This is a genomic window from Caballeronia sp. AZ10_KS36, assembly GCF_023631105.1.
Lineage (GTDB): Bacteria > Pseudomonadota > Gammaproteobacteria > Burkholderiales > Burkholderiaceae > Caballeronia.
Window position 1 is genome coordinate 339,191 of sequence record NZ_JALQDQ010000037.1, and the last position, 26,982, is coordinate 366,172.

Below are 26,982 nucleotides of genomic sequence, written 5' to 3' on the forward strand. Positions count from 1 at the left end.
TGCGCCAGGTCGCGATCGCGGTCACACGATCGGCCAGGCTTTCCTCGGAAGTCGACATGCCACTACCGCTCGTCAATGGGCGACATCGCCCAGGAAAAGTCGGCCATCACGACCAGCCACCTGTCACGAGGATATCCTCCGACGTGATCATGCGGCTGTCGTCAGCCGCGAGGAAGAGCGCCATGCGAGCGATATCGCCAGGCTCCATTTCCTCGTCGATGCACTGGCCGCGTCGTATTTCTTCGCGGCCTTCGTCGGTGAGCCACAGTTTGCGCTGCTTCTCAGTCAGCACCCAGCCCGGCACAAGCGTGTTCACGCGGATTCCGTGGGCGCCGAGGTCCTTGGCGAACCCGCGCGTCAGGCCCTGTACTGCCGCCTTGCTCATCGCGTACACCGGGAACTGGCTGCTCTTGAGCATCCAGCAATGCGAGCCGAGATTGATGATCGAGCCCGCCCGTGCGGCCTTCATATCCTCGGCCACGGCCTGCACTGCGAATAGATGGTGCCGCACGTTAACGGCAACGCCTGCATCGAACGACTCGGGCGTCACGTCGGCGAGCGCGTGGCGGCGATCGTTCGCCGCGTTGTTCACGAGCACCTCGATCGGTCCGAATGCAGCCCGTACTTCGGCAATGGCCGCGTGTAAGGCAGGAATGTCGGTGACGTCGCAGGCGACGAAGAGCGGTTTATGGCGCGCGCCACTGAGCGAATCGGCCAGAGCCGTTCCCGCGCTGGTGTCGATGTCGAGAAAGCCCACACGTGCGCCTTGTGCAACGAAGTGCTCGACGAACGAAGCGCCAATGCCGCTCCCGCCGCCCGTGATGAGCACGACGCGGTCTACCAGGCTGGGATAGCTCGCGTAACGTCCTTGTCCCGAAGAGTTCTCGCTAGAAGTTGCCATTTGAATCCTGTATTGAGTAATCACTGCGACGACGATACAGACTGTGCGCCATGGAAGGTGCTTATGGCCCAGCCAGGTCCCGCTCCGTGGCGTCGTCCCGTCTGCCGACCTAATGAGGCATTGTCTACGAGATGGTGGCGATCCGCAAAGACGTCCTCGTCGTGCGTTTCGAATACAGCGCGCTGAGCGAGCGCCATTGGCTTCGATGTCTTCAAAGGCCGATGACGATGCAACGTCCGTCCTCGCCAATGGAACGGCTTCTTACTGGACGGGGGGTGACGTCTGAAAGTCCGGACGACGCGACATGTGAACCTCGTCATACACGTCGTCGCGTATCATCGAAGAGCGGCGCTTCAACCCTAACTGTTTGCCGCCCGCCCACCGACCACCCGAACCTCACAACATCGGCGTATGCAGACGATGCGGGTCGTCCAGCATATTGACGAGCCGCGTTAATGCCTCACGACAATCTTCCCGATTCTGCGGACCGCCCAGACACAGCCGCAACGCGTTCGGCGGATCGCCGTCCGTGGAAAACGCGGCGCCCGCCACCGCACCGATTCCCTGATTGCGCAATTGTGGCGCGAGCTCCGACGCGCTCCAGTCGCAGGTAGCCGGCACAGGCAGCCATATATGAAAGCCGTGAGCATTCGCATCGAACGGCAAACCGCTCAGTGTTTGCGCTGCGATTGCCTGGCGCGCCATTGCTTCATCACGAATCGCGTCGAGTACGTCCAGTGCCGTTCCATCGTTGATCCAGTGTGTCGCGAGCAGAACCGTAAAAGGGCTGGGCATCACGGTAGTCGCGCGCAAGGCACCCGCGATGCGCTGCGTCTGCCTCGACGTCGGCGTCTTGAGGTAAGCGACGCGCAAGCCCGCGCCGAAGGTTTTAGAAAGACCCGTGATGTGATACGTCAGTTCCGGCGCCAGGGCGGCGAGCGGATTAGGCGCGTCGATGGGTAGCATGCCGTACGGTTCGTCTTCGATGATCGGTACGTTGTATCGCAGCGCGACGTCGGCCAGCGCCTCGCGACGTTGCTGGCTCAGCGTCAGCGTGCTCGGATTCTGCAAGGTCGGATTGCAATAGAACGCGCCGGGCTTTTGCGCCTTGCATAAAGCCTCGAACGCATGCGGCAACGGACCTTCGTCGTCACGAGCCAGGGCCTGCAACTTCACGCCCAGTTGCGATGCGATCGCCTTGATGCCGGGATACGCGAGCGTATCCAGACACACCGTCTCGCCCGTGCGCGCAAGCTGCGATACCAGCGCCACTAGCGCGCTATGAATGCCGGGACAGACGAGTATCGTGTCGTCGGAGCAGTCGGGCACGCGTGTCTGAACCCATTGACGTCCCGCCGCACGGTCCGCCGCCATGCCGCCGAAGTCCTGATAGCGCAATAGCTGGTACGGATCGGCGTCGCGCATGATCCGCGCTGCGGACTCGCGCAGGCGCGCGGCAAGCGCGGGCGGTTCGGGTGGCATGTTCATCGACATCTCGATGCTGCTTCCGCCTGCAAGCGGCAGGCTCTGCGTTTTGCCGCGCACGAAGGTGCCGCTGCCGGCGCGTGCATCGAGCAGGCCGCGCCTGCCCGCTTCGGCATACGCGCGCGCAACGGTCGTGTAGTTGAGATTGAGCGTCGCGGCGAGGTCGCGCAGGCCCGGCAGCCGGTCACGCGGACGCAGGCGGCCGCTCGCCAGATCTTCCTCGATGAGATCCGGAATGGCCAGATAAGCCGGCTTGCGGCTTTCTTCGAGTTTGCGAATCCAGTGATGCGACGTCTCGGCCATTCGTGTGTCCTTCGCGATCGATCGCTCAAGCATAGCCATCGCACGCGGCGATGCAACTTGATCGCATTGATCGCATCGATGCACGGCTTTAGTGTGAATCGCACCACGCACACGCGCCCGTGCGCCTAAAGCGTGCGTCCATGAAGAAGGCATCGCTCGCGTCGACAGCGCGAAAGTCCCTTGTAGAAAGGCTCTTTCGAAAATTTCTCGCGTCTCTCGAGCGCGTTCGTTTTGCTTGATTGCAAAGTGATTGCATTTCGCGGGCCAATCATTGGCATACCCGTTGCGTTTGATGGCTCGCCACATCGAACCTCATCGAGACGTCACCCGCAAACGGAGAATGCCATGCCCGCAGTCACCCAACCGCTTCACAAGAACGGCGACTATCTCGTCGACTACGAAGAGAAGGTATTCGAAGACGTGAAGGCAGAACCCGGCGAGAAGGCGCTCGTCACGTTTCATACGGTTGCGTTCGAAGGATCCATCGGCTTCGTGAATCTCCTGCAGGCAACGCGTCTGCAACGCAAGGGCTTCGATACCTCGGTGCTGCTGTATGGTCCGGGTGTGACGCTAGGACTGCAGCGCGGCTTTCCCACGCTCGGCGACGAAGCCTTTCCCGGCCATCTCAACTTCAACAAGCAACTGCAGAAGTTCATGGCCGAAGGGGGCAAGGTCTATGCATGCCGCTTCGCGCTCCAGGCGCTCTATGGTCATGGCGAAGCGTCGCTTATCGAAGGCATCAGGCCGATCAATCCGCTCGACGTGCTCGATATCCAGTTGCTTCACCGCAAGGAGAACGCGCTGATCATTCACACCTGGACCGTGTGATCGTCATGCGCTCGGTACGCGCCGCCGCAGTGCAGATCACACCCGACTTCGAGCGCCCCGAAGGCACGCTCGACAAGGTCTGCACGGCCATCGACGAGGCCGCCGCGAAGGGCGTGCGGCTGATCGTGTTTCCCGAGACCTTCGTGCCGTATTACCCGTACTTCTCGTTCGTGCGCGCACCGGTGGCATCGGGCGCGGATCACATGAAACTGTACGAGCGCGCGGTCGTCGTTCCGGGGCCGGTGACACAGGCCGTCGCCGAGCGTGCGCGCACGGCGCAGATGGTCGTCGTGCTCGGCGTCAACGAACGCGACCACGGCAGTCTGTACAACACGCAGCTCGTCTTCGATACCGACGGCAAGCTCCTGCTCAAGCGCCGCAAGATCACGCCGACGTTTCACGAGCGGATGATCTGGGGCCAGGGCGATGCGGCAGGACTGAAGGTGGTCGAGACGCAAGTGGGCCGCGTCGGCGCGCTCGCGTGCTGGGAGCACTACAACCCGCTTGCGCGCTACGCATTGATGACGCAGCACGAAGAGATCCATTGCAGCCAGTTCCCCGGCTCGCTGGTGGGTCCCATCTTCGCGGAGCAGATCGAGGTGACCATCCGACATCATGCGCTCGAGTCCGGCTGCTTCGTCGTCAACGCAACGGGATGGCTCACCGATGCGCAGATCGAAGCCATCACGCCCGATGCCGGTTTGCAGCGCGCATTGCGCGGCGGCTGCAACACGGCGATCGTGTCGCCGGAAGGCCAGCATCTCGCAGAGCCGCTGCGGGAAGGCGAAGGCATGGTGATCGCCGATCTCGACATGTCGCTCATCACCAAGCGCAAACGCATGATGGATTCGGTCGGTCACTATGCGCGGCCCGAACTGCTGAGTCTCGCAATCAACGATCGCCCTGCATCGCCCGTGACGACATTCAAGGAAACGACAGACGATGAGCGCCAGAGAGAACCTGCCGGCATCGAGCCGGCAATTGATGACTGAACTGCAGTCCGCGGGCCTCAGGCTCGCCGATGCGCGCGCGGGCGTGTCGAGCCGACGCGGCGGCGCGGGTCCGTCCGACCACAAGGCGGTGACGCTCGACGGCGTGACTATCATGGTGCCGGTGCATACGAACACCGCGTGGCACTCGCCGTTCGTCGCCGGTCAACCCGATGCCGATGGCAACAGCGCGCTCATGCGCGATGCCATTCCCATTGCATCCATCAGCTTTCCGAGCGCGCCGCGCTTTTATGCGATGCAGACGCTCGACGGCGTGCCGTACTCGCATATCGCAACCTTGCACGGCAAGGACGTGCTTGCGACGACGGTGCTGCAAACGTGTATCCGTTATGAGAGCCGCCGCAAGTCGTGCAAGTTCTGCGCGATCGGGCAGTCGCTCGCGGCGGGGCGCACCATCGCGCGCAAGACCCCCGAGCAACTCGCGGAAGTCGCGCGCGCGGCCGTGTTGCTCGATGGCGTAAAGCACATGGTTCTCACGACCGGCACGCCGCCGACCCCGGACCGCGGCGCGAAGATTCTTTCCGAGAGCGCCTTCGCGATCAAGGCAGCGGTCGACCTGCCGATTCAGGCGCAATGCGAACCGCCGGATGACGACCAATGGTTCGAGCGCATGAAAGCGAGCGGCATCGACACGCTCGGCATGCATCTCGAAGCGGTGAGCGCGGAGGTTCGCGCACGCATCATGCCGGGCAAGGCGACCGTGCCTGTCTCGCGCTACATGGAGGCCTTTCGTGCCGCCGTGAAAGTGTTCGGGCGGGGACAGGTAAGCACGTACATTCTGGCGGGCCTCGGCGACAGCGCAGCGGCCATCGTCGATATGGCGCGCGATCTGATCGGCCTCGGCGTGTATCCGTTCGTCGTGCCGTTCGTGCCGATCAGCGGCACTCCGCTCGAGGACCATCCCGCACCGACGCCTGACTTCATGCGCTCGGTGCTCGCGCCCATCGGCGCGATGCTGGCCGATGCCGGCATGCGATCCGCCGACATCAAGGCGGGCTGCGGCAAATGCGGCGCATGTTCCTCTCTTTCATCGTACGAGGTGTGAGCATGGTGATCGCCGATACCGTCGATGATGTCGTCGAACACGACTACGCTCCGGTCGAGTTTCGCGTGAAATGGGCGACGCTGCCCTGGGAAGTGCAGGAAGCGCGCAAGCTGCGTCGCGCGGTGTTCTGCATCGAGCAAGGCATCTTCGTGGGCGATGACCGCGATGACATCGATACGCACGCGCAATTGCTCGTGGCATCCAGTTGCGTGGCGGGCATGCCCGAGCAGGTGGTCGGCACCGTGCGCATTCACGAGGAATCGCCGGGCGTGTGGTTCGGCTCGCGGCTCGCGGTGCATGCGGCGTTTCGGTCGCAGGCCAGGATCGGCGCGACGTTGATTCGCCTCGCGGTGTCGAGCGCTCATGCGCGAGGCTGCAAGACGTTCCTCGCCCACGTGCAGGTGCAGAACGTGCCGTTGTTCGAGCGTCTGAACTGGACGTCGATCAGGGAGGAAGCGCTCTTCGGTCGCGCGCATCATCTGATGCAGGCAGCGCTGGATGCGTATCCGCCGTGCGTCACGCCGCAAAGCGGCTTCGTCGCGCTGGCGCGGAGAGCGTCGTGAGCGCGCTGCACGGCATCGTGGAGCGCCTGCGCGAAAGCCGCGGCTTTCGTCACAAGCGCGATATCTCCGGCGTGCTGTCGCGCCTGCCGCATCCGGCCGTTGCCATCGGCGACGACTGCGCCGCGATTCCCGACGGCGACGGCTATCTGCTCTTCGCCATCGAGGGCATGGTCAGCGATTTCGTTCGCGCGATGCCCTGGTTCGCGGGCTATAGCAGCGTGATGGTCAATGTCAGCGACATCTATGCAATGGGCGGCCGCCCGATTGCGATCGTCGATGCACTATGGAGCGGCAGCGCCGATGAAGCCAACGATGTGCTCGCAGGCATGGCGGCGGCATCGAAAGCGTACGACGTGCCTATCGTCGGCGGACACACCAACGTGCGCAGCGATGGCGCGCAACTCGCGGTGTCCATCGTCGGACGCGCGCGCAAGTTGCTGACGAGCTTCGTCGCGAGGCCCGGCGATGCGCTCATCATGGCCGTCGATCTACGTGGCCACTACGAGGAGCCCTATCCGTTCTGGAACGCCTCGGTAAGCGCGCCGGAGCGCCGCGCGCGCGGCGACTTCGAACTGCTGCCGGAGCTTGCCGAAGCGAGTCTTTGCGATGCCGCGAAAGACATCAGCATGGGCGGCGTGCTGGGCACCGCGCTCATGTTGCTCGAATGCTCGAAGGTGGGCGCACGCATCGATCTCGACGCCGTGCCGCGTCCCGATGACCCCGATTTCGAGCGCTGGCTCCGTGCGTTCCCGAGCTTCGGCTTCGTCCTGTCGGTGCGTCAGGAGCATGTGGATGCAGTGCTCGCACGCTTCGCTTCGCGTTCGCTGGCATGCGCCGTGATCGGGCAAGTCGATGCCTCGCAGGAAGTCGTCGTCACGCGCGCACACGAAAACGCGCTGCTGTGGAACCTGCGCGAGGAGCCTTTCATATGTGCGCGATGAAGGCGTTGCGCATTGCGCTGCTGACGCATTCGGTGAATCCGCGCGGCGGCGTCGTGCATACGCTCGAGCTTGCGCGTGCGTTGCACGAGAGCGGTCATGACGTGACCGTCTTTGCGCCGGCGCGTGAGAACGAGGTCATGTTTCGCGCGACGCCCATTCCTGTCGTCCTCGCGCGCGTCGAAGGAAAGCGCGATGTCGCGCAGATGGTCGATGAACGCATTCGTGCGTTGAAGGCCTCGTTGGCGAGTCAGGTTTTCGATGTGTATCACGCACAGGACAGCATCAGCGGCAACGCGCTCGCCGAGCTAAAAGAAGAGGGCGCGATACGCGGCTTTATCCGCACGGTGCATCATCTCGACCGTTTCGACGACCCGCGACTCGCTCATTGGCAACAACGCGCATGGCGTGACGCCGATGAGGTGCTGTGCGTCAGCGAGACGTGGACGCGCACCATGCGCAAGACCTATGGCATCGAAGCAAGTACCGTCAGCAATGGCGTCGATGTGAGCCGATACAGCGCGCCCGTGGATTGCGGCGCCTTGCGCGAACGCTTCGGCATCGCGGGATGCGGACCGGTCGTGCTCGCTGTCGGCGGCATCGAGGAACGCAAGAACACGTCCATGTTGCTCGAAGCGTTCGCCTTGCTGCGCGCGGCGAAGCCTTCCGCGCAACTTGTGCTCGCGGGCGGCGCGAGTTTGCTGGATCACGATGCTTATGCGCGCCGTTTTCTATCGCGCGCTGCGCAACTAGGACTTGAAGCGGACGCCCGCGGCACGCCCATCGTCATCACCGGACCGCTGGACGATGCCGCGATGCCAGCGTTGTTCCGCATCGCCGACGTCGTAGCGATGATCTCGCTGCGCGAAGGCTTCGGCCTCGTCGCGCTGGAGGCGCTGGCAAGCGGCCGGCCGGTGGTCGTTTCAAGAATCGCGCCGTTCACCGAGCATCTCGACGATCGCACCTGCGTCTTCGCCGACCCGCATGATCCATATGACATCGCGCGCGCACTGACCGATACGGGCGGCATCGACTTCGATCATGCGGTGCCGGCACTGCTGAAACGTTACGCATGGCAAGCCAGCGCGCGCCGTCATCTCGACATCTACCGGCAGTGGCTCGCAAACGCGCTGCTCACCTACGACTGAGGACGATTCAATGCCAGTCATGCACTTTCGCATTCGTTGGCCCGATGGCGTCGAAGCCAACTGCTATTCGCCCTCGACGGTCGTCGGCGAGTTCTTCACCGCAGGCAGCCGCTATCCCGTCGATGACTTCGTTGCGCGCTCGCGCGAAGCCTTAAGCATAGGCTCCGAGCGCGTGCGGGCGAAGTTCGGCTTCGCGTGCTCGGCGGCGATGGATCAGCTTGCGCGCATCGAAGAGGACGCGAGCCGTTTCAGCGATACACGCGACGCACATGTCACCGTGCTCGGATTCGAATGACACTTCGTCGAGGGATACGGCCATGTCGAACCCACACTCCAGCGTGATCGTCGTCGGCGGCGGACAGGCGGGGCTTTCGGTGAGCCACTTTCTGCAGCAGTCGGCCATCGATCATCTCGTCATCGAAAAGCACACCTTGACGCATACCTGGCGCACGCAGCGTTGGGACACCTTCTGCCTCGTGACGCCGAACTGGCAATGCGCGCTGCCGGGGCATCCCTATACGGGCGCCGACCCGCACGGCTTCATGAAGAAGGACGAGATCATTGCGTATCTCGACGGCTTCATCGCCAAGGTGAATGCGCCGGTGCTGGAGTACACGGCGGTGACGCGCGTGAAGCGGGACGCAAACGGCCGCTATGACGTGCAGACCACGCGCGGCGCATTCACGGCGGATCACGTCGTGGTTGCTTCGGGCGGCTATCACGAGCCTATCGTGCCGCGCATGGCCGAGCGCTTGCCGGCGGACATCCTGCAGATTCAGTCGTCGGACTATCGGAACGCGGACGCGTTGCCGCCCGGCGCGGTGCTGGTGGTGGGTTCCGGACAATCCGGCGCACAGATCGCGGAAGATCTGCACTTGTCCGGCCGCAAGGTGCATCTCGCCGTTGGCGAAGCGCCGCGCTGCGCGCGGTTCTATCGCGGACGCGATGTCGTCGATTGGCTCGCGGACATGCGCTACTACGATATGCCCGTGACGGATCATCCGCTGCGCGAGGGCGTGCGCGACAACACGAATCACTACGTCACGGGTCGCGACGGCGGGCGCGATATCGATTTGCGCCGCTTCGCGCTCGAAGGCATGGAGCTGTTCGGGCGGCTCGAAGACTTGCGCGACGGCAACCTGCGCTTCGCACCGAATCTACGCGCCGCTCTGGACGACGCGGACAAGACGTACAACAACATCAACGCGAGTATCGACGGTTTCATCGAACGGCAGGGCATCGATGCGCCGCCCGCCTCACGCTATGAGCCGCTATGGGAACCGCAGGCGGAGCGCGAGGCACTGAACCTGCAGGCGAGCGGCATCAGTACAGTCGTCTGGTGTATCGGCTTCAGGCCGGACTTCGGCTGGCTCGACGTGCCGGTGTTCAACGGCAGGGGCCATCCTTCGCATCTACGCGGCGTGACGGCCGTGCCGGGAGTCTATTTCGTCGGCCTGCCGTGGCTGCATACGTGGGGGTCGGGCCGATTCTCGGGCGTTGCGCGTGATGCGCAATACATCGTCGATGACATCTGCAGTGGACGCGTGAAGCGCCATTCAGGTGTTGATGCGTGCGTGGCGCGGGCATGATGCAGGGAAGGGTTCCCGTCACTCCACGTACGCTCGCACTTGGCGGGAGTGAGTCCGGCCATGCAGCCGCGCCCGCAAGATAGCCGCAACGCGCAGCGCATCGCGGGGGCGGCTTTGAACGCTTTGCAGATTCCGGGCCTCTGATTCCTTTGACACGACTGCGTTGGCGTGGCGTTACACGAGACGCGCGCCGCCGTCGACGTTGAGCGTGGCTCCGTTCATGAAGCCATTGGTCATCAGGAACACCACGCCGGCGCCGGCTTCGCTGGCTGTGCCGAGACGGTGCAGCGGCAGCGTCTTCTCCATGTTTGCGACGACCGCATCGCGCGCGTCACCGAGCGCCTTGCGCAGGATCGGCGTATCGATCGGACCGGGCGACAGCGTGTTGACGCGCACCGGCGCGAGTTCGAGCGCGAGGCCGCGCGCGAGTGCTTCCATCGCAGCCGATGCTGCCGCGAGCACCGCGGTGCCGTAGGCGTTCGGACGGTCGGCGAGACTGCCGGAGATGAACGTGATCGAGCCATCGGCGCTCAAGCGGTCGCCCAGCGCGCGAATGACGTGCACGGCCGCCCAGATGCGCTCCTCGAAGGCGTTGCGCAGATGCGCGACGTCCGCCTCGCGCACCGTCCCCGCGACGAACGTGCCGGCGAGCAAGACCAGATGATCGACCTTCGGAATGTCGCGGACCGCCTGTTGCAGCGCGTCTGCGTCGGTTACGTCGGCTGCGCGCCAGCCAGCGAAGCCATGTTGCGCGGCGACGCGTTGAGCCGTATCCGCCGATCTTCCCACGACGATGACCTCCGCGCCCGCGCGCTGCGCCTGGAGCGCCGCGTCAAGCCCGATCCCCGACGTTCCGCCGAAGATGAGTGCGGTCTTGCCCGCCAGTGCGCCGTTGCGAACTTCCGTGGCCTTTTCGTCCTGCGCTTTCGTATTCGCGTTCATGTCCTTCTCCTGGTTGACTTCGCCGGTGTGGCGTCGATGGAAGAAGGTTAATTCGCGAAATCCAGCTTGATAATCAGGCTATGGTTCGTTTTAATGATGCCATCATGGAACAAATCGCCGTCGAAAGACTGACTGGGCTGATCGCCTTCGCGCGCGCGGCATCGCTTGGCAGCTATACGGCTGCCGCGCGTTCGCTGTCCGTTTCGCCATCGGCCATAAGCAAGAGCATTCAGCGGCTGGAGCAGCATTTCGGGCTCAGGCTGTTCAGCCGGACCACGCGCTCACTGACGCTGACGCCGGAGGGACGCGATCTTCTCGAGCGCACGCAACGCCTGTTGCGCGAGGCGGAAGGTATCGAGCAAGGCGTCGCCGCCGCGCGCGCAGAGCCGGCCGGAACGCTCAAGGTGACGGCGCCGCTGCCCGTTGGCGTGAACATCCTTGCGCCCGCGTTGCCCGCGTTTCGCCGGCAACATCCGAAAGTGACCGTCGACGTGCGCCTGAGCGATCGATACGTCGATCTGATCGAGGAGGGCGTCGATGTCGCCATTCGCGTGGGCGATCCCGGCGACACGCGGTTGATCGCGCGCCGTCTCGCGCCGCATCGGATCTGCGCGTTCGCGTCGCCCGGATATCTGCGGGACCGAGGCTTACCGCAGCATCCCAACGATCTCATGCAACACGATTGCGTGAACTTCAGATATCAGTCGACGGGACAGGAGGCTGCGTGGCCGTTCGACGTGGGCGGCAAGCTCGTCGAGTTCACGCCTGCGTCGAGTTTGATTATCGACGTCAGCGACGCGATCGCCGTGACGTTGGCGGCCGGCGCCGGTATCGGCATCTCGACGACGTATATCGCGGCGCCCTTCGTTCGACGGCGCGAACTCGTGCCTGTGCTGCATGAGTTCGCTTATGACCGATTCCATCTGCATGCAGTGTGGCCCGAGAGCCGCCGCAGCAATCCGGCGGTGAGGGCGTTTGTCGGATTCTTGCAGGACATCTTTCCGTCTCCCGCCCCGTGGGACGTGCTCGTGCAGGCTCATGCTTCCTAGCACTTGTTGTCGAGGTACGCGTTAATCGTGTGCAACGGACGGCCGTCGAACGATACCGACGTGTGTGGACCGTTCAGTCACGGTGCCATCAAGCACTTCCCGAAAGGCCGTCGCGTGCGGCCGCTCGTCACGCCATAGGCGGCGCAGTCCGGAGCACGCTACGCGTGCATGTCAGCTGACGCATCAACTCTCTCTTCCCAAGGCAGCGACCGAGAAATCCGGCTCGCCGCCAACCGCGTAAACCCGCTTGCATCGTATTTTTGATGGGGATATATTGCAATCTACCATCAACTATTGCATAGCGATAACTATGGACGACGACGTTCTGTTCTCGAGTCACGGCCGCGTCGCGGTCATCACGCTGAATCGTCCGGAGCGCCTGAATGCGTGGACGACGCCGATGCGAAACAAGATCATCGACGCGCTCGACCGCTACAACGGCGACGATGAAGTGGCCGCGATCATCATGACCGGCGCGGGCAACCGCGCATTCTCGGCGGGACAGGACCTGTCCGAAGCGCACGACTTCGACGGCGAGCGCGCCGTGGCATGGGTCAAGGAATGGCAGCGCTATTACGCCGCACTGCGTGGCCTGAAGAAGCCGCTCGTCATGGCGCTCAACGGCACGGCCGCAGGCTCGGCGTTTCAGGTGGCGCTGCTCGGCGACATCCGCGTCGGGCATCCGGGCGTGCGCATGGGCCAGCCGGAAATCAACGCGGGCATCGCCAGCACCACGGGTCCGTGGATCATGAACTCGATGCTCGGCATGTCGCGCACCATCGAACTCACGCTCACCGGACGGCTGATGGACGCGGAGGAATGCCATCGAATCGGCCTGATTCATCACCTCGTGCCGGAGGAGAAGGTCTTCGAAAAGGCACTGGAGATCGCCACCGAACTCGCCGCCAAGCCGCCCGTCGCCATGCGTCTGGACAAGCAGCGTTTCCGTGAAATGACGGAGCCGGGCTTCATCGACTGCATCGAAGCGGGCATGCGCATCCAGCGCGAAGCCTACGACTCCGGGGAGCCGGCACGCATGATGGAAGAATTCTTCAAGAAGCGCGCGAAGTAAATCGGGCTGAAGCGGGCCGTTCCTTTTAATCCCAGTGCGGGAGACCTGAACATGACGCAAGACTTCAACCCGACGCGCCGCCGCATTCTGCACGGCGCGGGCGCCCTCGCCGTCGCGGGCGCAATGCCGCTCGCCGCGCGTGCAGAGAGCAAGCAAATCGTGGTGTCGGACCCGGGCGGACCGTACACGACGGCTTATCGCGAAGCGTTCTACGATCCGTTCGAGAAAGCCACCGGCATCAAGGTCGTGAGCGTCGCGCGGGAATCGCAGCCGGTCGCGCAGTTCGCCGCGATGGTGCAGACGAAGAACTACGTGTGGGACGTGACCACGCTCACGCTGTCCGCCGACATTCCGTATCTGGAGTCCAAGGGCCTGCTGGAACCCATCGGCCTCAGGCCGGGCGACTTTCCGGACATCATGCCGGAGGCCATCACGCCGAACTGGCTCGGCGTGGACGTCTATTCGACGGTGCTCGCGTATCGCGCCGACAAGTTCAAGGACAACGGGCCGAAGTCGTGGGCGGACTTCTGGGACGTCAAGAAATTTCCGGGCCGCCGCTGCCTGCGCCGCAGTCCGCTCGACACGCTCGAACAGGCGCTGCTCGCCGATGGCGTGCCCCTCGACAAGCTCTATCCGCTGGACGTGGACCGCGCCTTCAGGAGCCTCGACAAGATCAAGCCGCACATCGACATCTGGTGGACTTCCGGCGCGCAGGCGATGCAGGCGATCCAGAGCGGCGACGTCGACATGATCTCGACCTGGAACGGCCGCGCGCAAGCCGCGAAGGATGCGGGCGCGCCGGTCGCGATCGTGTGGAACCAGGGTCTCTATTCGATCGAAGGCTGGGGCATTCCGAAGGGCACGCCGCGCGCCGATGCGGCGAAGCAGTTCGTGCGCTTTTGCGCCGACGCGAAGCGCCAGGCGCTGCTCACGCGCACGCTGGCCTACGGGCCGACCAACAAGCGCGCGTTCGACGCCATCGGCCGCGACCGCGCGACGCTTTTGCCCACCGCGCCGGACAACATCAGGGACATGAAGCTGCCGAGTCCGCAATGGTGGGAAGCGAACCGGCAGAAAGTCACCGAACGATTCAATTCGTGGATCATTTCCTGAGGAGCGGACGATGAGCTCGAAACTCGAGGCGATCGGCATCGCCAAGCGCTACGGCGACACGACGGCGCTGGAACCGACGGACCTCGCCGTGCAGGCGGGCGAGTTCCTGACGCTGCTCGGTCCCTCGGGTTCGGGCAAGACCACGTTGTTGCAGATGATCTCGGGTCTCGTCGCGCCGAGCGCGGGACGCATCGAGATAGACGGGCGCGACGTGACGCACACGGAGCCGGGCAAGCGCGGCATCGGCATGGTGTTCCAGAGTTACGCGCTCTTTCCGCACATGAGCGTGTGGGACAACGTCGCCTATGGCTTGCGCATGCGCCGCAAATCACGCGACGAAGTGCGCACGGCCGTCGACGAATCGCTCGCCATGGTGCGCATGACCGAATACGCGAAGCGCTTTCCAAAGGAGCTGTCGGGCGGACAGCAGCAACGTATCGCGTTGGCACGGTGCTTCGCGTATCGGCCATCGGTGATCCTGCTCGACGAACCACTCGGCGCGCTCGACAAGAAACTGCGCGAGCACATGCAGGCGGAGATACGCCGCCTGCACAGGGAGCTCGGCGCGACGTTCGTCTACGTCACGCACGATCAGGACGAAGCCCTGACGCTCTCCGACCGCATCTGCCTCATGAATCAGGCGCGCGTCGAACAGGTGGGCACGCCCGCCGATCTCTACGACCGTCCCGCTACGCGTTTCGCGGCGGGTTTCATCGGACACTCGAATCTGCTCGAAGGCGCGCTCGACGAGGCGCGCGGCAGTGGCGGCGAGCCGATCCTGCTCGCGGCGGGCGGGCGCATTCCGTTGCCGCTCGGCGCGTCGATCAGGCCTGCCGCGCGTCATACCTTGCTGGTGCGTCCTGAAGCGCCGCGTCTCGTCGAACCGCAAAGCGGCTTCGTCGACGGCACGATCGCCGACGTCGTGTTCTTCGGCAGCGACACGCGCGTGCAACTCGCGATGAACGACGGCAGCGCGCTCACCGTGCGCTGCGAACGTAGCGTGAGCCCGCGCATCGGCGATCGGGTGGGCCTCGTGTGGGACCCGTATCGCACGACGCTGCTCTCCGCCTGAGGACATGCCATGACCCTTGCACTGCATGCGCAACGCGAGAACGAGGCATCGCGGCGCGGTCGTTCGGTGTGGATCGCGCGCACGCTGCGCATCCTGCCGATTCTGCCGACGCTCGTTTTCCTGCTGGTGTTTTTCATCGTGCCGGTCGGCGAGATTCTGCAAGGCGGCCTCGTCAGCGCGGAAGGGCAGATCGGTTTCGCGCAGTTCGAGCGCATCGCGCGCACGCCGGTCTACGCGAAGGTGCTGGGGATCACCTTCGGCATCTCGTTCTTGACGGCGGCGCTGTCCATCTTGCTCGGGTATCCGGTCGCCTACCTGTTGAGCCGTCTGTCCGAGCGCGTGCGCGAACGCTGGCTGCTGTGGATCATGCTGCCGTTCTGGACCAGCTATCTCGTCAAGACCTACGCGTGGATGCTGCTGCTGTCGAAGACCGGCGTACTCTCGACCATCGCGCTGTCGCTCGGCCTCGTGCGCGAGACGAGCGGCACCATTCCCTCGCTGACGGGCGTGCTCATCGGCATGGTGCATTCGATGCTGCCGCTCGCCGTGATGACCATGCTTCCGGTGATGCGCGGCATCGACGAGCGCCTCGCGCAGGCGGCCGAAACGCTCGGCGCGGATCGCAGCACGAGCTTCTTCACCGTGTTTCTGCCGCTGTCGTCGCCGGGCGTCGCGGCGGCGGGCTTGCTCGTGTTCATTTCGAGCCTCGGCTTCTTCATCGTGCCGGCGCTGCTCGGCTCGCCGAAAGAAACGATGATCGCGCAGCTGGTCATTTCGTCCGTGCTCGAACTCTTCGACATGAAATTCGCCGGCGCGCTTTCGACCGTGTTGCTGCTCTGTTCCATCGTCATCTTCTTCGTCTACGACCGTATGGTCGGACTCACCTCGCTGACAGGCGAAGTCACCGAGCGCTCGCGCGGCTCCCGTGCGGCAGGCTTGAGGCTGCGCGTGCTCATCGCGGCAGGCCGCTTCTTCGCGCCCTTCCTCATGCGCCGCAAAGTGAACGCGGACACGACCGCACGCGCGGCGAGCCCGCTCGGGCTTTATACGTGCGTCATCATGGCGATGCTGGTCGTGCCGGTGCTGTCGGTCATTCCGTATGCGTTCACGAAGAGCGACTACATCGCGTTTCCGCCGAAGCTCGTGAGCACGCGATGGTTCGGCACCTTTCTCGAATCGCCCGTTTGGCACAGCGCCATCGTGCGTTCGTTCGAAGTCGGACTCGGCACCGCGTTGTTGTCGCTTCTGCTCGGCTTCGGCGCGACGCTCGCCATGACGCGCATGCCGCGCCGCGCGAGCAAGCCGGTATTCGCGCTGCTGGTCGCGCCGTTGATCGTGCCGCGCATCGTCGTGGCGGTCGGGCTTCTGTATCTGTTCGGTCGTTTCGGGCTCACGGGAACCAACCTCGGCCTCGTGATCGGTCACACGGTGCTCGCCATTCCGTATGTCGTGGTCACGCTCGCGGCGGGCTTCCAGCGTTTCGACTGGCGGCTCGACGACGCCGCGCGCGTGATGGGCGCATCGCCGTTGCGGCGCATCACGTCGGTCGTGCTGCCGCTTCTGATGGCGAGCGTGACAGCCGCATTCCTGTTCGCGTTCCTCGTCTCTTTCGACGATCTCACCATCGCCATCTTCGTGAGCGGCGGCATCAACTCGACGCTGCCCAAGCAAATGTGGGACGACATTCAGCTCGCGGTCACACCGACGCTGGCGGCGGTCTCGACCACGCTCATCGTGCTGATCGCGCTGGTGGTCGCGGTGTCCTCCTGGCTCAAGCGCCGCGCGCGCTGATTGGCTTCCTATCTGCTTCAGACATGCACCGATACCCCGAATACTTCGCGCATCGCCACGCAGACGACGATCTCGACTGCGCGCCGCTGCTTGCCGCGGGCTTGCGCGCCGCACCCGGGCGCACCGTCGTCCACTTCGATGAATGCGTCATTACGTGCGCGGAAGCGTCGCGGCACATCGCGCAATTGCAGCGCTGGTTCGCCGACGTGGGTCTCGTCGCCGGCGATCGCGTCGCGGTGATGCTCGGCAATAGCGCCGAGCATATTCACCTGATCTACGCGCTCGTGCTGAGCGGCCTCGTCTGGGTGCCGGTGAACACGAAGCTGCGCGCGGCCGGCCTCGAATATCTGGTGCAGCATGCGGAGCCGAAGCTCTTCGTCGTCGACGACGAATTCGATGCGGCGACCGCCATCATCGACTGCGGTCGCGCGCGCCGCACGCGCTTGCCGGCGTTCGATCCGGGCGATACCAACGACGCCTTCGCGACGCCCGCCATCGCCGTGGACGACCCGCTGTGCATCATCTATACGTCGGGCACGACCGGCGCGCCGAAAGGCGTGATCTTCACGCATCGCATGATGCGCATTGCAAGCGAGGCCGCGTTGCGCGTCGCAGATGTGCGCGCAGGCGACCGGCTGTTTCTATGGGAGCCGCTGTGCCATATCGGCGGCGCACAGATGCTGCTGCTGCCGTTTCTCGAAGCCGTCACGCTGCACGCGGTGCCGCGCTTTTCCGCATCGCGCTTCTGGTCGCAGGTCGAGCGCGCGGGCGCGACGCAGCTGCATTACCTCGGCGGCGTGCTCGACATTCTCATGCGGCTGCCCGAATCCGCGCAGCCGGCCGCGCATACCTTGCGCGTCGCGTGGGGCGCGGGGGTGAGCGCATCGGCGTGGGAAGCGGTTCAATCGCGCCTCGGCGTGCGTCTGCGCGAGTGCTACGGCATGACCGAATGCGCGAGCTTCGCGACGCTGAATGTGACGGGCAAGCCGGGTTCCATCGGCCGCGCGCTGCCGTGGATCGAGGTCGAACTGCTCGACGATAACGGCCTTCCTGCGAAGCCGGGCGAAGCCGGCGAGATCGTGCTGTCGAGCAAGGTGGAAGGCACGTTCCTGCCGGCTTATCTGAAGAATCCCGATGCGACTCGCGCCGCCCTGCGCAACGGCAAGCTGCACACGGGAGACCGCGCGCGCCGCGATGCCGATGGCGATCTCTTCTTCATCGGACGGCAGACGGACAGCATGCGCGTGCGCGGCGAGAACGTATCGGCGTGGGAAATCGAACGGGTCTTCGCCACGCATCCGGCAGTGCGCGCAAGCGCCGCGATCGGTGTGGCATCGGCCATCGGCGAGCAGGACATTTTGCTCAACGTGCAGTTCAAGGATGCGCCCGTCGAATGGGAAACGCTGCACGCGTGGGCGCGCGAACGGCTGGCGAGTTTCCAGTTGCCGCGCTATTACCGCGCGGTGCCGGGCTTCGAACTGACGGCGAGCGAACGCATTCGCAAGCATCTTCTGCCGCGTAATGTGGACGACGCATGGGATCGGCTCGCCGCCGCGCGAGCGTGAGTGCAGGTATATCTCATATAGATGATGTTCTGGCGCTATGTGATAATTTGGCGTCCAGCAACAACATGAAAGCGATGAGCGACGAATCCAAAACCACAGCCACGCGCAGGCGCCGGGTGCCCGCAAAGAAGGCGGGCGGTGATTCGGCGGACCCGAGCGCGTCTTCGCTCTACGTGCAGTCCGTGGAAAAAGCGATGAAAGTGCTGACGGCCTTCGACGGCACGAAGCGGCAATTGTCGCTCTCGGAAATTGCGTCGCTGACAGGCTTCGATATGAGCGCCACGCAGCGGTTCACTTATACGCTGAGTGCACTCGGCTATCTCTTCAAGGACCCGGACAGCCGCAAGTACGAATTGTCGCCGCGCCTTCTGGACTTCACGTACCACTATCTCACGTCGAACGACCTCGTCAGTCGTGCCACGCCATACCTCCAGCAACTCGGCTCCGAAACCGAAGAAGCGACCAATCTCACCGTGCTGGACGATACGGACATCGTCTTCGTGCTGCGCATCGTGAGCCGCAACGTTTTCAATGCCCACGTGATCACGGGCTCGCGCTTGCCGGCGTATTGCACGGCGCCGGGCCTCGCCATTCTTGCGACACTCGACGACGGCGATATCGACGATATCCTGTCGCGCTCGAATCTCGTGCAATACACGGCATCGACGGTGCATGAACCGCACAAGATCAAGAAGCGGATAGAACAGATCCGCAAGCAGGGCTACGCGCATACGGAAGACGAATACTTCGTGAGCGATATCTCGACCGCTGCCGCGATCACCAACGCCCACGGGCGCGGCATCGGCGCGGTGAACATCGCTGTGGCGCGCTCACGCTGGAACACGGAGCGCGATGAACGTCGCGTTGCCGACCTCGTCATCTCGACCGCATCGGCCATTTCGACGCGCCGACGCGTGCAATAGGGAAGCGGCCGCGCAGCAGGTCCGGGATGGTCTTCGCTTAGCTGAGATCGCACTCAGCCATCGTCAGGCTTTTTCAGCGCCTGCGGACATCGCGACGGTAAGCCGTTTTGCCGCCAGTGCCAACGTGCGCTGATGCTCCTCGCGTCTTTCGCCGAGCAGGGACGAGATGCCGCCAGTGAGCGCCACGCTGAAAATGACGCCGACATCGGGCAAATGGATTGGCAAAGCCAGGCCGCCGAAGCCTTCGTAATCTTCGCCGTTGCAGACCGCGAAGGCCCCGTCACGTATGCGGGAGAACTCGGCCAGAAGGGCATCGGTATCGGTAATCGTCTTGTCGGTCAGCCGAGGCAGCGGGTAGGGCAGGAGGCGCCGCACCAATGCGGGTTCCTGGAAGGCAAGGATGGCCTTGGCGGAAGCAGCGGCATGCATTGCCAACTGGCGGCCGGGCACGACATACCCGCTTGCCGGATCGTTGGGCGTAACCATCGCCACCGACCGGATCTTTAGGTCTTCGAACTTTGCAACGAAGCACGTCTGACCCGTCTGCTCGGCGACTTCGCCGAGAACGACGCGCGTCAGTTTCTCGACCCAATCTGCCCCCGCGCTCGAATACAACAGGCGGCGCACGCGTGACCCCGGGATGTAGAGCAGCGGCGACGCTGGGCTTGTCTCGAGCACTTCGCTCTCCAACAAGCCACGCAATAGTCTGTGAACCGTTGTTTTGGGCAACCCGACGATCTCCGAAACCTGCGCGAGGCCAATCCCGGAAGGGAACGCGCATACCACCTCCAGAATCCGGAAGTAACGATCAAGTGGCTTGTCTTCGCTTTTCGAGGCCCGTGCGGTTGGGTCAATGTCCATTTGCATACCGTTTTTCGGAACGCTCCCATTATGCCCAACGCGTCGGGCGGCGACAACGTCCGAAAGGGGGCGAAAGCGGGCGATCAACGCTTCCCCTATATATGCACCCGCTTTTTTTTCGAATAGGATGCTAATAGACCGGAACGCAATCCCGCTTTTCGGAACTCAATTGGAGAACTCAATGAAATCCGTGTTGTCTCGCGTCCTGATCCCGACGGCGCTTGCGTTCGCTGTGCAATCGGCATGGGCGGCCGATATCGAAGTGAAAATAGGACTCGGAGCGCCGCTGTCCGGGGGCTCTGCTGCCTATGGGAAGGACATCGAGAATGGCGTCCGCATTGCTCTGGACGAGGCGAATGCGCAGAACATCCGGGTCGGTGCACAGACAGTTCATTTCGTGCTCGACAGCCAGGACGACCAGGGCGATCCGCGTATTGGCGTTCAGGCCGCGCAGAAGTTGGTCGACGACGGTGTGACCGTGGTCATCGGCCACTTCAACTCGGGTATCTGCATTCCTGCATCGACCGTTTACGCACGCGCAAACGTCGCGATGATCACACCGGCAGCCAGCGCGCCGGGCATCACGTCACGCGGGCTGACTAACGTTTTCCGGACGCTTCCGCAGGACGCCCAGAACGCCGCCCTGGCGGGGCAGTACGCGGTGAAGGGACTGAAAGCGAAGCGCATTGCGATTCTCGACGATCGCACCGCGTTCGGCCAGGGCGAGGCCGACGAGTTCGAGAAAGCGGTGAAAGCTGAAGGCGGCACGGTCGTCGCGCGCGAATTCACTAATGACAAGGCAGTGGACTTCAGTTCGCAGCTTACGGTGTTCAAGTCACAGCGGGCCGACCTCGTCTACTTCGGCGCGCTCGACCAGCTTTCGGCCAACCTGGTCAAGAAGATGAAGCAGTTGAACATGCCGGCTCAGTTTCTCGGCGGCGGCGGGATCGTCGACGACGTGTTCCTCAAGCTCGCGGGAAGCGCGGCGGAGGGCGCCCAGGCATACGAGTACGGCCAACCGCTGACGAAACTGCCGCAAGGACCCGCGTTCATCGCGAAATACAAGAAGCAATACGGGCAGGACGTGCTGGCATACGCGCCTTTTGCCTACGATGCAACGTGGACTGCGATCAAGGCCATGCAGGCTGCGGGCACGACGGACTCGAAAGCCGTCATCGAGGCACTTCACAAGATCTCGGTCGAGGGCGTGACGGGCAAGATCGAGTTCAACGCGGCAGGCGACCTCAAAAGGCCGGTATCGACGCTGTACCAGGTTCAGGACAACAAGTGGGTTCCCATGGCGGCCAGCGTGAACTGAGACTAAGGCGGCGGACAAGCTCGGTCGATACTTCATGCGATTCGGCTTGTCCAGGCAATTTAGGACGCCTATTCACGAATCGGCTAATGGGTCGGTCGGTATGGCGATCGGATAGCGTATTTCTCCAGGAGTCGTTGCCCGAATGGGCAACGACTTGCCCCAAGATCAACCGAGAATGGTCTGGGATTGTTCGCGCATGAACTGCGGAAGGTAATTCGGCCCGAGTCCTCCCTTCGATGTCACACCCGAACCCTTCCAGCCGCAAAAACTCTGAACGCCTGGCCATGCGCCCGTCGTTGCACCGGCCGGTCGGTTCGCATATAGCGCGCCGGCTTCTGCACTGTTGAGAAATTGTTCCAACTCGGCTCTGTCCTCGGTGTAGATGCCGGCTGAGAGTCCATACGTCACGTCGTTGCCTTCGGCGATTGCTTCATCCAGTTGACTGAAGGTGCGCAGAGCGAGGAGCGGGACGAACTGCTCCTGCTTGGTGAGGACATGACCTTTTTCGACCTTGACGAGTGTCGGCTCGAAATAGTGTCCACCGCTCAGCTCTGGCGAGATCTCGGCGCGCCTGCCGCCGAACACGACGCTATTGCTCGCCTGCGCCGATTCGAGCGCGCGAGTCATTCGTTGTGCGGCGGCCTGATTGTAGACGGGTCCGATGAACGTTTCCCGGTGTTCGGGATTTCCGACGACGAGCTTTTGCGTGTACGCCTGCAAACGCCGGACGAAGTCATCAGCCACGGTTTCGTCGACATAGACGACAGAACAGGCGCTGCACTTCTGACCTTGCAGCCCGAAGGCGGAACGCGCTACGCCTTGCGCGGCCTTGTCGAGGTCGGCGTTCTTCGTCACATAGGCGGGATTCTTGCCGCCCATCTCGGCGATTACAGGCTTGGCATAACTGCCCGCGTTCACCGAGCGGAAAATATGCATGCCCGTTTCGTAGGAGCCGGTGAAGGCAACGCCTGCAATCTTGCTGTGCGCAATCAGTTCGCGGCCCGTATCGTTCCGTCCGGCAACGAGATTGACCACGCCGTCCGGAACCCCGGCTTCCTCGAGCGTCTCCATGACGATTCGCGCGGTCAGCGAACAGCCTTCGGACGGCTTCATCACGATCGTGTTGCCCGTGACAAGCGCGCCGGTAGACATGCCGATGAGAAGCGCCGCCGGATAGTTGAACGGCGAGATGACGGCGAACACGCCGAGCGGGCGAAGAATGCTGATGGTGCTTTCGGTCGGAAGCGCGCGGTTCAGAGGCGTCGTGTAACCGTCGTGCCGTTCGATCTCCGAGCAGTAGTATCGAACCATGTCGAGAATCTCGTCGGCTTCACCTAGCGCTTCGCTTCGCGATTTGCCGACCTCCAATAGCGCGGCCATCGCAAGCTCGTATTTTCGGGTTTCGAGCACTTTCGCCCAGTTCCGAAGGATCTCCACTCGCTTCTGCCAGCCGAGGCCGCTCCATGCCGGAAACGCTGCCCCGGCTGCATGCACCGCCTGATCCACGGCAGCCGCCGATGCCGCGACAAAGGTGCCGAGATCGGTTTTGCCGTCGATAGGGCTGAAGACAGTGAAAGGCTCGCCATCGAAACTGTCTTGCGCTCCGATCCTGTTTGGATACTTCTTGCCTGCGAGGCTCGCCTTGAACTTGGGCAGTTCTTGATCGAGGTAGTCATGCAGCGCGGTCAGGTCCACGCCAGGGTTGGCATAGACGACCCGCGGGAAGTCGAAGGTGTTGCTCATGTCTGCTTCTCCAGGTTGTTGCGGGTTTTTACGACGCGAGAACGCCCGACCGTGTACGCGAGTCCAGTGACTGCCAGTAACGGGTGACGAGCGGCACGAACCAGGGCTGTCCGTTATAGAAGGGAAGAGTGCGGAAAGACTTGTCCGCGAAGATGCTCGCGGCTTCACGCTGGCCCAGGACCGCCTGACCGATCTTCGTCCCGAGATACGTGCCCATCGGGATGCCGACGAAGCAATAGCCCGCAGCGAAGTAAATGCCTCGGTGGCAGCCCATGTGCGGGAAGAGATCGAACGTCGCCGCGCACTTGCCGGTCCAGCTGTGATCGATGGCGGTCCCGGCCAGAGAGGGCACGAGACCGCCGAGAATCCTGGATAGTCGCTCGCCCTTCTGAGCCGCCGGACCTGGCCGAGAACCCGTCAAACCGCCGAACAGGACGCGCGTGCCGTCCGGCGAAGGGCGAATGAAGAGCGCGTTATGGTTCGAGTCGATGGCCACCTTGCCGCCGGGGAGGGCCAGCCGCATCTCCGCGCCGGATAGAGGACGCGTGGCGATCATGAAGGCATCGAACGGAATGAGCCGCCGGTCCAGCCAGGGCAGAAGTCCGCGCGTGTATCCGTTCGTGCCGATAACAACGTCGCGACACTTGATCGAGCCGGACGATGTCGAAACATCGAAGTGTCCTTGCTCGCCGTGCACAGCCGTGACCTCCGTGAAGCTCTTCAGCGTGACGCCGGCCGCCCTGGCTGAACGGAGCAGTCCGGCGTGATACAGGCCCGGATGAAGCCCTCCCAATCCGTGAATGACCGCGCCGCCTACATAGCGGTCGGTTCCCAGTTCGTCGGCCACCCCCGCGCGCGAGACGGCTGTGAACTCGAAGCCCAGATGTTTGCGCTGCATTTCCAGATCGCGAAGCATCTCGGTCAGATGAGTTTCGCTTGCCGAAGGCATGAACCGGCCGTTGGCCTTCATGAGGCAGTCGATGTTCTCATCGCGGATGCGTGTCTCCACCGAGCGCGCGGCCGCATCCAGCTCTCCGTAGAGATTTTTCGCAAACGTCAGCCCGTATTTGCTCACGATGCTTTGGAAGCTGTGCTTGAAGGCGCGGCTGACGAAACCGGCGTTCCGTGTACTTGCGCCATGACCTAATGCCCGAGCTTCGACGACAACGACGGACCTGCCGCCTCGGGCAATAGTCAACGCTGCATTGAGACCGGTGAACCCCGAGCCGATCACGACGACGTCCGCACGGGAAGGCAACGTGTTGTCAGCACCTTCGTCGGCCGCGAGTGGCGCGGCCTTCCACCAGTATGGGTCGGCCGCCACGCTCGCGGCCGTCGCAGGGTCGACCTGCTTCTGAATTGCCACCATTGCTCCCCTGTTCGTTCCGAATTACGGAATACCTTCTCGATTTCTGTATAAAGTGTGGGCGATGGATTTTCCGCTGTCAATCGGCAAACAACGCTTTGCTTCGACCGAGCTTCAAGTGGTAGCATTAACATATATCGAAATATCATTCCGAAAATCGGAATAGGAGCTAGGTGATGCTTTACCCATCGGATCTGTCGGCGTCGAGGTTGCTTCATGAGCAAGCCAAACGCTCGTTGCCGGGCGGCAATACGAGAACGACCGTGTACATGAAGCCATATCCGCTCTATGCGGCGCGCGGGCAGGGCTGCCGCGTCTGGGATCTGGACGGGGATGAGCGCATCGATTGCATCAACAACTTCACGTCGCAGATCCACGGGTACGCTCATCCGGTTATCAACGAGGCGGTGCGCAGGCAACTCGAACTCGGCACCTGTTTCGGGCTGCCCACGGAGTCCGAGGTCGAACTCGCGGAGATGCTGGTTCAGCGCGTTGCCTCAGTGCAGACCGTGCGCTTTACGAACTCCGGAACGGAAGCCGTAATGATGGCGATGAAGGCGGCGCGAGCCTTCACTGGCCGCCCCAAGATCGCGAAGGTCGAAGGCGCCTATCACGGGTCGTACGACTATGCGGAGGTCAGTTTGGACCCCAATCCGGGCAACTGGGGCAACGGCGCGCCGGCCTCCATTGCCTATGCGCAAGGCACCCCGAGCGGCGTGACAGACGACATCGTGGTGCTGCCGTTCAACAATCCGGAGGCAGCGCGCGAGCTTATTCGCGCCCACAGGGGACAGCTTGCCGCGGTGCTGGTCGATCCCATGCCGAACCGGGCGGGTCTGGTGCCTGCGACGAAGAGCTATATCCAGGCGCTACGAGAAGCGACTCGCGAGATCGACGCGTTGCTCATATTCGACGAAGTGATCTCGTTCCGGCTGGGCCATGCCGGCGCGCAACCTCTATGGGACGTCGAGGCGGATTTGACCACCTTCGGCAAAGTCATCGGCGGCGGCTTCCCCGTTGGAGCGGTGGGTGGGCGGCGGGATGTGATGGATGTCTTCGATCCGTCGAACGGAAAGCCGGCGCTTCCGCATGGCGGCACGTTCTCCGCGAACCCCATCTCTATGCGCGCCGGCATTGCCGCGCTCCGCCTGCTCGATGCACAAGCGTTTGCCCGACTCGATGAGATCGGCGAGCGCGTTCGCGCCGGGTTCAACGCATCCTTCGAAAGACATGGTGTAAAGGGCAAGGCAGTCGGCGCAGGTTCGCTTTTGAAAGTGCACTTCACCGCGCGCGAGGTCATCGACTACCGAAGCGCGTTTCCGTTACCGGACGAAGCCGGCATGCTCGGCCAGTTCAACCTCGCCCTGCTGAACCGCGGCGTGCTTTCGGCAAGCTACGGACTCATGGCGCTGTCGACGCCGATGACCGACGCGGATATTCTCCAGATCCTCCAGGCAGCCGACGACGCAATCGCCCACGTCGCCGGACTGCATTGAGAGGAGAGAAGAACGGGGAGCCGGCCGCTGCCGTCTCGTCCTGACACTGCCGCAAGGAGCGACGATGCATCGACCGTTTGATTTCACCGCGCCCGCAATCGTCCAAGCGCGCATCGACCTGGCCGCCTGCTTTCGCATGGCCGCCGAACTCGGTATGCACGAAGGCATCTGCAACCATCTGTCTGCTGTCGTACCGGGGCATCCGTCGCTGTTCTTCGTGAACCCTCTTGGCCTGTCGTTCTCGGAGATCACGGCGTCGCGATTGCTCATTTGCGACTTTGAAGGAAACGTTCTCGACGGCCTGGGCGAGCCTGAGCGCACCGCGTTCCATATCCACGCGCGCATTCATGTGCTGCATCCGTCGGCGAAGGCCTGCTTCCATACGCACATGCCTTACGCGACAGCCCTGTGTTCCATCGAGGGCGCGCCGCTTTCGTGGACAAGCCAGGCATCCTTGAAATTCTTCGGTCGCATTGCCGTCGATGACGAGTACAACGGACTCGCCCTCGACCCCGGCGAAGGCGATCGCATAGCCTCCATCATGGGACATGCCAGCATTGCGTTTCTTCGGAATCATGGCGTGATCGTCGTTGGCGCATCCATTGGAGAAGCCTGGGACGATCTGTATTATCTCGAGCGCGCCTGTCAGAACGAGTACATGGCGCGATGCACGCAAGGCCGTTTGAGCCGCGTTGCCGAAGAGACGGCCGCCCGGACGTCGAAGCAGTGGTCGTCGTTCGGGCCGGTGGCCGGGCGTTTGCACCTTGCCAGCATCAAACGCCATCTCGACCGTCTTGCTGTGGATTACGCCGCGTGAACACATTCGGCTGATAGCCGACGCTGGCGCTTCAGCAGAAGGCC

General features: G+C 63.2%; 24 protein-coding genes. 18 read left to right on the forward strand and 6 right to left on the reverse strand.

Going from position 1 to position 26,982, the window contains the following annotated elements; genetic code table 11:
* Positions 1–106: 106 nt before the first annotated feature.
* Both NCR35_RS23980 and NCR35_RS23985 read right to left on the reverse strand, forming a co-directional pair.
* Positions 107–901: an SDR family NAD(P)-dependent oxidoreductase gene (locus NCR35_RS23980; protein ID WP_250536408.1), complete on the reverse strand. Its 795-nt coding sequence runs from the start codon at positions 899–901 to the stop codon at positions 107–109.
* A 396-nt stretch (positions 902–1,297) separates the two neighbouring features.
* Complete coding sequence (locus NCR35_RS23985) at positions 1,298–2,689, reverse strand: aminotransferase-like domain-containing protein (protein WP_250536409.1); 1,392 nt, start codon at positions 2,687–2,689, stop codon at positions 1,298–1,300.
* A 345-nt stretch (positions 2,690–3,034) separates the two neighbouring features.
* On the opposite strand from NCR35_RS23985, the gene NCR35_RS23990 reads away from it, so the two are divergent.
* From NCR35_RS23990 to NCR35_RS24025, 8 genes are read left to right on the forward strand one after another with little or no spacing between them, the layout of a single operon-like run.
* Positions 3,035–3,517 carry an MSMEG_0572/Sll0783 family nitrogen starvation response protein gene (locus tag NCR35_RS23990; protein WP_250474163.1) on the forward strand — a complete coding sequence of 161 codons (483 nt, stop codon included), beginning with the start codon at positions 3,035–3,037 and terminating at the stop codon, positions 3,515–3,517.
* 5 nt (positions 3,518–3,522) lie between these two features.
* Complete coding sequence (locus NCR35_RS23995) at positions 3,523–4,509, forward strand: Nit6803 family nitrilase (RefSeq protein WP_250536410.1); 987 nt, start codon at positions 3,523–3,525, stop codon at positions 4,507–4,509.
* Entirely contained in the window at positions 4,502–5,572 is a 1,071-nt protein-coding gene (locus NCR35_RS24000; RefSeq protein ID WP_502801720.1) for an MSMEG_0568 family radical SAM protein, read from the forward strand. Before NCR35_RS23995 ends, NCR35_RS24000 begins: the two co-directional genes overlap by 8 nt.
* Positions 5,573–5,574: 2 nt before the next feature.
* Positions 5,575–6,135, forward strand: a complete 561-nt coding sequence (locus tag NCR35_RS24005) for an MSMEG_0567/Sll0786 family nitrogen starvation N-acetyltransferase (protein ID WP_250536412.1) — start codon at positions 5,575–5,577, stop codon at positions 6,133–6,135.
* Positions 6,132–7,076, forward strand: coding sequence for a sll0787 family AIR synthase-like protein (locus tag NCR35_RS24010; protein ID WP_250536413.1), 945 nt, complete (start codon positions 6,132–6,134; stop codon positions 7,074–7,076). Before NCR35_RS24005 ends, NCR35_RS24010 begins: the two co-directional genes overlap by 4 nt.
* The gene (locus NCR35_RS24015; protein ID WP_250536414.1) at positions 7,064–8,221 is read left to right on the forward strand and encodes an MSMEG_0565 family glycosyltransferase; all 1,158 of its coding nucleotides are present in this window, start codon (positions 7,064–7,066) and stop codon (positions 8,219–8,221) included. Before NCR35_RS24010 ends, NCR35_RS24015 begins: the two co-directional genes overlap by 13 nt.
* 10 nt (positions 8,222–8,231) lie before the next feature.
* Positions 8,232–8,516 carry an MSMEG_0570 family nitrogen starvation response protein gene (locus tag NCR35_RS24020; protein WP_250536415.1) on the forward strand — a complete coding sequence of 95 codons (285 nt, stop codon included), beginning with the start codon at positions 8,232–8,234 and terminating at the stop codon, positions 8,514–8,516.
* Positions 8,517–8,538: 22 nt separating this feature from the next.
* Positions 8,539–9,810, forward strand: coding sequence for an MSMEG_0569 family flavin-dependent oxidoreductase (locus NCR35_RS24025; protein WP_250536416.1), 1,272 nt, complete (start codon positions 8,539–8,541; stop codon positions 9,808–9,810).
* A gap of 174 nt (positions 9,811–9,984) precedes the next feature.
* On the opposite strand, the gene NCR35_RS24030 is transcribed toward NCR35_RS24025, so the two are convergent.
* Positions 9,985–10,752, reverse strand: a complete 768-nt coding sequence (locus NCR35_RS24030; protein ID WP_250536417.1) for an SDR family oxidoreductase — start codon at positions 10,750–10,752, stop codon at positions 9,985–9,987.
* A 104-nt stretch (positions 10,753–10,856) separates the two neighbouring features.
* On the opposite strand from NCR35_RS24030, the gene NCR35_RS24035 reads away from it, so the two are divergent.
* The 7 genes from NCR35_RS24035 (at position 10,857) to NCR35_RS24065 (ending at position 19,337) form a co-directional block, all read left to right on the forward strand.
* Positions 10,857–11,801, forward strand: coding sequence for a LysR family transcriptional regulator (locus NCR35_RS24035; RefSeq protein ID WP_250536418.1), 945 nt, complete (start codon positions 10,857–10,859; stop codon positions 11,799–11,801).
* A 310-nt stretch (positions 11,802–12,111) separates the two neighbouring features.
* The gene (locus NCR35_RS24040) at positions 12,112–12,873 is read left to right on the forward strand and encodes an enoyl-CoA hydratase/isomerase family protein (protein ID WP_244851061.1); all 762 of its coding nucleotides are present in this window, start codon (positions 12,112–12,114) and stop codon (positions 12,871–12,873) included.
* 51 nt (positions 12,874–12,924) lie between these two features.
* The gene (locus NCR35_RS24045) at positions 12,925–13,986 is read left to right on the forward strand and encodes an ABC transporter substrate-binding protein (protein ID WP_250536419.1); all 1,062 of its coding nucleotides are present in this window, start codon (positions 12,925–12,927) and stop codon (positions 13,984–13,986) included.
* A 10-nt stretch (positions 13,987–13,996) separates the two neighbouring features.
* The gene (locus NCR35_RS24050; RefSeq protein WP_250536420.1) at positions 13,997–15,058 is read left to right on the forward strand and encodes an ABC transporter ATP-binding protein; all 1,062 of its coding nucleotides are present in this window, start codon (positions 13,997–13,999) and stop codon (positions 15,056–15,058) included.
* Positions 15,059–15,067: 9 nt separating this feature from the next.
* Positions 15,068–16,849 carry an ABC transporter permease subunit gene (locus NCR35_RS24055; RefSeq protein WP_250536421.1) on the forward strand — a complete coding sequence of 594 codons (1,782 nt, stop codon included), beginning with the start codon at positions 15,068–15,070 and terminating at the stop codon, positions 16,847–16,849.
* A 23-nt stretch (positions 16,850–16,872) separates the two neighbouring features.
* Positions 16,873–18,414: an AMP-binding protein gene (locus tag NCR35_RS24060; RefSeq protein WP_250536422.1), complete on the forward strand. Its 1,542-nt coding sequence runs from the start codon at positions 16,873–16,875 to the stop codon at positions 18,412–18,414.
* Positions 18,415–18,488: 74 nt separating this feature from the next.
* Complete coding sequence (locus NCR35_RS24065; protein ID WP_250536423.1) at positions 18,489–19,337, forward strand: IclR family transcriptional regulator; 849 nt, start codon at positions 18,489–18,491, stop codon at positions 19,335–19,337.
* 63 nt (positions 19,338–19,400) lie between these two features.
* On the opposite strand, the gene NCR35_RS24070 is transcribed toward NCR35_RS24065, so the two are convergent.
* Complete coding sequence (locus NCR35_RS24070; RefSeq protein ID WP_250536424.1) at positions 19,401–20,204, reverse strand: IclR family transcriptional regulator; 804 nt, start codon at positions 20,202–20,204, stop codon at positions 19,401–19,403.
* Positions 20,205–20,379: 175 nt separating this feature from the next.
* Between NCR35_RS24070 and NCR35_RS24075 the strand changes: the two genes are divergently transcribed.
* Positions 20,380–21,516 carry a branched-chain amino acid ABC transporter substrate-binding protein gene (locus tag NCR35_RS24075; protein WP_250536542.1) on the forward strand — a complete coding sequence of 379 codons (1,137 nt, stop codon included), beginning with the start codon at positions 20,380–20,382 and terminating at the stop codon, positions 21,514–21,516.
* Positions 21,517–21,681: 165 nt separating this feature from the next.
* On the opposite strand, the gene NCR35_RS24080 is transcribed toward NCR35_RS24075, so the two are convergent.
* Positions 21,682–23,259 (reverse strand): aldehyde dehydrogenase family protein, encoded by a 1,578-nt coding sequence (locus NCR35_RS24080; protein ID WP_250536543.1) that lies wholly within the window; start codon positions 23,257–23,259, stop codon positions 21,682–21,684.
* 28 nt (positions 23,260–23,287) lie between these two features.
* Positions 23,288–24,628 carry an NAD(P)/FAD-dependent oxidoreductase gene (locus NCR35_RS24085; protein WP_250536425.1) on the reverse strand — a complete coding sequence of 447 codons (1,341 nt, stop codon included), beginning with the start codon at positions 24,626–24,628 and terminating at the stop codon, positions 23,288–23,290.
* A gap of 173 nt (positions 24,629–24,801) precedes the next feature.
* Here NCR35_RS24085 and NCR35_RS24090 point away from each other — a divergent pair, with 173 nt between their 5' ends.
* The gene (locus NCR35_RS24090; RefSeq protein ID WP_250536426.1) at positions 24,802–26,121 is read left to right on the forward strand and encodes an aspartate aminotransferase family protein; all 1,320 of its coding nucleotides are present in this window, start codon (positions 24,802–24,804) and stop codon (positions 26,119–26,121) included.
* Positions 26,122–26,185: 64 nt separating this feature from the next.
* Entirely contained in the window at positions 26,186–26,938 is a 753-nt protein-coding gene (locus NCR35_RS24095; RefSeq protein ID WP_250536427.1) for an aldolase, read from the forward strand.
* Positions 26,939–26,982: the final 44 nt, after the last annotated feature.

What these genes read in the sequence shown, in the direction of transcription:
- NCR35_RS23980 (WP_250536408.1), bottom strand. Translation starts at nt 901, where the DNA reads ATGGCAACTTCTAGCGAGAACTCTTCGGGACAAGGACGTTACGCGAGC.
- NCR35_RS23985 (WP_250536409.1), bottom strand. Translation starts at nt 2,689, where the DNA reads ATGGCCGAGACGTCGCATCACTGGATTCGCAAACTCGAAGAAAGCCGC.
- NCR35_RS23990 (WP_250474163.1), top strand. Translation starts at nt 3,035, where the DNA reads ATGCCCGCAGTCACCCAACCGCTTCACAAGAACGGCGACTATCTCGTC.
- NCR35_RS23995 (WP_250536410.1), top strand. Translation starts at nt 3,523, where the DNA reads ATGCGCTCGGTACGCGCCGCCGCAGTGCAGATCACACCCGACTTCGAG.
- NCR35_RS24000 (WP_502801720.1), top strand. Translation starts at nt 4,502, where the DNA reads ATGACTGAACTGCAGTCCGCGGGCCTCAGGCTCGCCGATGCGCGCGCG.
- NCR35_RS24005 (WP_250536412.1), top strand. Translation starts at nt 5,575, where the DNA reads ATGGTGATCGCCGATACCGTCGATGATGTCGTCGAACACGACTACGCT.
- NCR35_RS24015 (WP_250536414.1), top strand. Translation starts at nt 7,064, where the DNA reads ATGTGCGCGATGAAGGCGTTGCGCATTGCGCTGCTGACGCATTCGGTG.
- NCR35_RS24020 (WP_250536415.1), top strand. Translation starts at nt 8,232, where the DNA reads ATGCCAGTCATGCACTTTCGCATTCGTTGGCCCGATGGCGTCGAAGCC.
- NCR35_RS24025 (WP_250536416.1), top strand. Translation starts at nt 8,539, where the DNA reads ATGTCGAACCCACACTCCAGCGTGATCGTCGTCGGCGGCGGACAGGCG.
- NCR35_RS24030 (WP_250536417.1), bottom strand. Translation starts at nt 10,752, where the DNA reads ATGAACGCGAATACGAAAGCGCAGGACGAAAAGGCCACGGAAGTTCGC.
- NCR35_RS24035 (WP_250536418.1), top strand. Translation starts at nt 10,857, where the DNA reads ATGGAACAAATCGCCGTCGAAAGACTGACTGGGCTGATCGCCTTCGCG.
- NCR35_RS24040 (WP_244851061.1), top strand. Translation starts at nt 12,112, where the DNA reads ATGGACGACGACGTTCTGTTCTCGAGTCACGGCCGCGTCGCGGTCATC.
- NCR35_RS24045 (WP_250536419.1), top strand. Translation starts at nt 12,925, where the DNA reads ATGACGCAAGACTTCAACCCGACGCGCCGCCGCATTCTGCACGGCGCG.
- NCR35_RS24050 (WP_250536420.1), top strand. Translation starts at nt 13,997, where the DNA reads ATGAGCTCGAAACTCGAGGCGATCGGCATCGCCAAGCGCTACGGCGAC.
- NCR35_RS24055 (WP_250536421.1), top strand. Translation starts at nt 15,068, where the DNA reads ATGACCCTTGCACTGCATGCGCAACGCGAGAACGAGGCATCGCGGCGC.
- NCR35_RS24060 (WP_250536422.1), top strand. Translation starts at nt 16,873, where the DNA reads ATGCACCGATACCCCGAATACTTCGCGCATCGCCACGCAGACGACGAT.
- NCR35_RS24065 (WP_250536423.1), top strand. Translation starts at nt 18,489, where the DNA reads ATGAGCGACGAATCCAAAACCACAGCCACGCGCAGGCGCCGGGTGCCC.
- NCR35_RS24070 (WP_250536424.1), bottom strand. Translation starts at nt 20,204, where the DNA reads ATGCAAATGGACATTGACCCAACCGCACGGGCCTCGAAAAGCGAAGAC.
- NCR35_RS24075 (WP_250536542.1), top strand. Translation starts at nt 20,380, where the DNA reads ATGAAATCCGTGTTGTCTCGCGTCCTGATCCCGACGGCGCTTGCGTTC.
- NCR35_RS24080 (WP_250536543.1), bottom strand. Translation starts at nt 23,259, where the DNA reads ATGAGCAACACCTTCGACTTCCCGCGGGTCGTCTATGCCAACCCTGGC.
- NCR35_RS24085 (WP_250536425.1), bottom strand. Translation starts at nt 24,628, where the DNA reads ATGGTGGCAATTCAGAAGCAGGTCGACCCTGCGACGGCCGCGAGCGTG.
- NCR35_RS24090 (WP_250536426.1), top strand. Translation starts at nt 24,802, where the DNA reads ATGCTTTACCCATCGGATCTGTCGGCGTCGAGGTTGCTTCATGAGCAA.
- NCR35_RS24095 (WP_250536427.1), top strand. Translation starts at nt 26,186, where the DNA reads ATGCATCGACCGTTTGATTTCACCGCGCCCGCAATCGTCCAAGCGCGC.